This is a genomic window from Streptomyces sp. NPDC006487, from assembly GCF_042870555.1.
Lineage (GTDB): Bacteria > Actinomycetota > Actinomycetes > Streptomycetales > Streptomycetaceae > Streptomyces.
Map to the genome: position 1 here is coordinate 1 of NZ_JBIAHN010000047.1, position 4626 is coordinate 4626.

Below are 4626 nucleotides of genomic sequence, written 5' to 3' on the forward strand. Positions count from 1 at the left end.
GGGGGGCCGGGCCAGCGTTCGCGGGGGCCTGGGCCCGGGGGTGGGGGGGGGGGGGTGTGGGGCCCCCGGGGGGGGGGGGGCGGGCCGCGGCCCGGGGGGGGGGGGGGGCCCCCCCCGGGGCCCCCCACACCGCGTACGAGGCGGAGTCAGGTCAGATGGCGAGCGCCTGAGCGCGGCGCTTCACCTCCGTGCCGCGATTCTCGCGCAGTGCCTGCACGGGGGTGCCGGGCAGGGTCTCGTCGGCGGTGAAGAGCCACTCCAGGATCTCCGCGTCGGTGAAGCGGTCGTCGCGGAGCACGGTCAGCAGCCCGACCAGGCCCTTGACGATCTTGTCTCCGTCGATGAAGGCCGCGGGGACCTGGAGGGAGCGGTTCTCGCCGCGGCGCACCGCGAGCAGCTGACCCTCCTTGACCAGCTGGCGAACCTTGGTCACTTCGATGTCGAGCATCTCCGCGATGTCGGGGAGGTACAGCCAGGCGGGAACAAGGGCATCGATCTTTGCGTCAATCTCGGTCACGGGCACAAGCCTGCCATCTCGGACTGCCTGCCGGTACCCGAGCGGCCCCGTCCGGGGTCCGGACGGGGGCGTCGGCGCGGGCCGGAACCCGTTCCCGGCCCGCGCCCCGCCGGGTCAGCGCACCGCCGACTTCAGCGCGACCGCCGGGTCGGCGACCTTCTCCGGGTCCACGAGGGCGCCCGACTCGATCAGGCGGCGCCCCTGGGCCAGGTCGCGCGGGCGGCCCACCGCGAGCACCGCGGCCAGCCGGCCCTCCCGCAGCCAGCACACCGACCAGGTGTCGGACTCCGGGTCCCCGCGCCACAGCGGTGCGTCCGCGCCGGCGTGGTGCCCGGCGTACTGCACGAAGCGGCCGAACTGCTCCGACCAGAAGTACGGGACCGGGTCGTAGACCTGCTCCCCCGAGCCCCCGGCCAGGATGTCCGCCGCCACCACCCGCGGGCCCTGCAGCGCGTTGTCCCAGTGGTGCACCAGCAGCCGGGATCCGTAACGCTCCGAGGGAAAGGAGGCGCAGTCCCCCACGGCGTACACCCCGGGCACCGAGGTGCGCAGCCACTCGTCGGCGGTGACCGCTCCGTCCGGGCCGAGCTCCACGCCGGACCCGGCCAGCCATCCGGTGGCGGGGCGGGCGCCGATGCCCACCACCACCGCCTCCGCCGGCAGCTCCCGCCCGTCGGCCAGCAGGACCCGGCCCGGTTCCACGGAGGCCACCCGCGCGCCCGTCAGCAGCTCGGCGCCCGCCTGGGCGTACCAGTGGCCCATCGGCTCGGCGACCTCCGGCGGCAGCGCGCCCGCCAGCACCCGGTCGGCCGCCTCGACCACCGTCACCGCGCAGCCCGCCTCGCGGGCGGCGGTGGCGAACTCCGCACCGATCCACCCGGCCCCGACCACCACCACCGCCGAGCCGTCCGCCAGTACGGGCCGCAGCCGGGCCGCGTCGTCCAGGGTGCGCAGCAGGTGCACCCCGGGGACGCCCTCCGCGCCGGGCAGGTTCAGCGGGAGGGCACCGGTGGCCAGCACGAGGAACTCGTACGGGACCGGTCCCGCCTCGGTGTCCACCTCCCGGTCGGCGGCCCGCAGTCCGGTGACCTCGACCCCCAGCCGGAGCTCGATGCCGAGCTCCCCGAAGTCGACGTCGAAGGCCGAGTCCTCGGCCTTGCCGAGGAGCACCGCCTTGGACAGCGGGGGCCGGTCGTAGGGCTGGTGGGGTTCGGCTCCCAGCAGGGTGACGGGGCCGGTCCAGCCCTGCTCCCTGAGGGCGACCGCCGTCTGGACCCCGGCCATCCCGGCGCCCACGACGACCACGCCGCGCCCCGTGCCTTCCGCCTGCTGCCTCTGCTGTTGCGTCTGCTCGCTCACGCGGCCCACCCTAATCAACTGACGGTTCGCCAGGAATAGCGTGCGGAGACCGGGGCGGAGACGCAGCGGAGACCGGGCGGAGGCGGGACGGAGGCCGGGCAGAGCCCAGGCGGGACCCAGGCGGAGGCCGGCACCGGGGAGGCAGCCTTACCCGCCGTCGGGCTCGGCGTTACTCTGGCACCGAACCTATCGCGGGAGTCCGGGCGCACCGGGCTGAGAGGGAGGCTGGCCGGCCTCCGACCGTACGAACCTGATCCGGGTCATGCCGGCGAAGGGAGGGGCTGGACGCCCATGCATTCATCCAGGAACGGCCGGAGTCCCGGCTACGACGTCCTCGTCATCGGGGGCGGCATCATCGGCCTGGTCACCGCCTGGCGGGCGGCCCGGCGCGGGCTGCGCACCGCACTGGCCGACCCGGCCCCCGGCGGCGGCGCCGCCCAGGTCGCGGCCGGCATGCTGGCCGCCGTCACCGAGCTGCACTACGGCGAGGAGACCCTGCTCGGGCTCAACCTCGCCTCCGCCGCCCGCTACCCCGAATTCGCCGCCGAGCTCGCCGAAGCCAGCGGCGGCATGGACATCGGCTACCGCGCCTGCGGCACCCTCGCCGTCGCCCTCGACGCCGACGACCGGCTGCACCTGCGCGAACTGCACGCGCTCCAGCGCCGCTGCGGCCTGGAGTCCGAGTGGCTGACCGGCCGCGAGTGCCGCCGCCTGGAACCGATGCTGGCTCCGGGCGTACGCGGCGGCCTGCGCGTGGACGGCGACCACCAGGTCGACCCGCGCCGCCTCGCGGCCGCCCTGCTGGCCGCCTGCGAACGGGCCGGGGTCACCTTGCACCGTGCCGGGGCGGCGCGACTGCTGACCGCCGCCGACCGGGCCTGCGGCGCGGTCCTCGACGATGACGGCGGTACGGAACTGCGCGCCGACCAGGTGGTGCTGGCGGCGGGCTCGCTCAGCGGCCGGCTGGACGGCGTACCGCCGGAGGCCGTGGCCCCCGTACGGCCGGTCAAGGGCCAGGTGCTGCGCCTCGCCGTGCCACCGTCCTACGCCCCGTTCCTGTCACGGACCGTACGGGCCGTGGTGCGCGGCAGCCACGTCTATCTCGTGCCCCGCGAGAACGGCGAACTCGTCCTCGGCGCCACCAGCGAGGAGCTCGGCTGGGACACCACCGTCACCGCGGGCGGGGTCTACGAACTCCTGCGCGACGCCCACGAGCTGGTGCCCGGGATCACCGAACTCCCCCTGGTGGAGACCCGGGCCGGACTGCGGCCCGGATCCCCGGACAACGCCCCCCTCCTCGGTCCGACGGAACTCCCGGGGCTGCACCTGGCCACCGGGCACTACCGCAACGGGGTCCTGCTGACCCCGCTGACCGGGGACGTGATGGCGGACCTGCTGACCACCGGCGAACTGCCGGAGATCGCCCGCCCCTTCACCCCGCGCCGTTTCGCCCTCACGTCGACCCACACGTCGCCCCACACGTCGCCCCACACGTCGCCCCACATGTCGACCCTCACGCGACAGGAGTCGTTCGCATGACCATTTCCGTCAACGGCGAGCCGCGCGAGATCGCGGACGGCACCATGCTCGCCACCGTGGTCGCCACCCTCACCGAGGCCACCAAGGGGGTCGCGGCCGCCCTCAACGAGACCGTGGTTCCGCGCGGCCAGTGGCCGTACACCTCCGTGACCGACGGCGACCGCGTCGAGGTCCTCACCGCGGTCCAGGGAGGCTGAACACATGGCGGACACCCCCGACGATGTATTCACCCTCGCCGGCCGGACCTTCTCCTCGCGCCTGATCATGGGCACCGGCGGGGCCCCGAGCCTGGACATCCTGGAACGGGCGCTGGTCGCGTCCGGCACGGAACTCACCACGGTCGCGATGCGGCGCCTCGACCCGACGGTCCAGGGCTCGGTCCTGTCCGTCCTGAACCGCCTCGGCATCGCGGTCCTCCCCAACACCGCGGGCTGCTTCACGGCGGGCGAGGCCGTACTGACGGCCCGGCTGGCCCGGGAGGCCCTCGGCACGGACTGGATCAAGCTGGAGGTCGTCGCGGACGAACGCACCCTCCTCCCGGACGGGGTCGAACTGCTCGACGCGGCGGAGGTCCTGGTCGACGAGGGCTTCACCGTCCTCCCCTACACGAACGACGACCCGGTCCTCGCCCGCAAACTCGAGGACGTGGGCTGCGCGGCGATCATGCCGCTCGGCTCCCCCATCGGCTCCGGCATGGGCATCCGCAACCCGCACAACTTCGAGCTGATCACCGAGCGGGCCGGGGTCCCGGTCATCCTGGACGCCGGAGCCGGAACGGCCTCGGACGTGGCCCTGGCCATGGAACTGGGCTGCGCGGCGGTCATGCTGGCCTCGGCGGTGACCCGGGCGCAGCTCCCCGTCCTGATGGCCGCGGCCATGCGCGACGCGGTCTCGGCGGGCCGCCTGGCCCACCGCGCGGGCCGCATCCCCCAACGCCGCTTCGCGGAAGCCTCCTCCCCGGTGGAAGGCCGCGCGGCCCTGGACCCGGAACGCCCGGCGTTCTGAGGAGGCGGTACGGGCTCCCGCGTGCGCGGGACCTGATGGCGTACGGGTTCCGGCGTGTGCGGGGTCCCTGCCCCCTCGCGCTCCACCCCGGGCCGGTGGCTGCCCACCCGCCCCCCCTCGGCACCGAGGCGGGACCAGACCGCCCAGCCGGGCGGGACCGGGGGAAGACGGGACCGGGCCCGGCCGGAAGCGGCGAAGGCTTCGGG

5 protein-coding genes and 1 riboswitch are annotated in these 4626 nt (G+C 75.1%); of the genes, 3 read left to right on the top strand and 2 right to left on the bottom strand.

Annotated elements, in window-relative coordinates; genetic code table 11:
• Window positions 1-151: 151 nt before the first annotated feature.
• Window positions 152-517, bottom strand: a complete 366-nt coding sequence (locus tag ACFYM0_RS37840; RefSeq protein ID WP_266909416.1) for an Rv2175c family DNA-binding protein — start codon at window positions 515-517, stop codon at window positions 152-154.
• Between the two features lie 114 nt (window positions 518-631).
• Window positions 632-1876, bottom strand: a complete 1245-nt coding sequence (locus ACFYM0_RS37845; protein ID WP_388510275.1) for an NAD(P)/FAD-dependent oxidoreductase — start codon at window positions 1874-1876, stop codon at window positions 632-634.
• 181 nt (window positions 1877-2057) lie between these two features.
• Window positions 2058-2170: riboswitch (TPP riboswitch) on the top strand.
• Here ACFYM0_RS37845 and thiO point away from each other — a divergent pair.
• From thiO to ACFYM0_RS37860, 3 genes are all read left to right on the top strand, one after another.
• Window positions 2168-3415 carry a glycine oxidase ThiO gene (gene thiO / locus ACFYM0_RS37850; RefSeq protein ID WP_388510278.1) on the top strand — a complete coding sequence of 416 codons (1248 nt, stop codon included), beginning with the start codon at window positions 2168-2170 and terminating at the stop codon, window positions 3413-3415. (Overlaps the previous riboswitch by 3 nt.)
• Complete coding sequence (gene thiS, locus ACFYM0_RS37855) at window positions 3412-3612, top strand: sulfur carrier protein ThiS (protein WP_243330100.1); 201 nt, start codon at window positions 3412-3414, stop codon at window positions 3610-3612. Before thiO ends, thiS begins: the two co-directional genes overlap by 4 nt.
• Before the next feature lie 4 nt (window positions 3613-3616).
• Window positions 3617-4420, top strand: coding sequence for a thiazole synthase (locus ACFYM0_RS37860; protein WP_388510280.1), 804 nt, complete (start codon window positions 3617-3619; stop codon window positions 4418-4420).
• The last annotated feature ends 206 nt before the right edge of the window (window positions 4421-4626 follow it).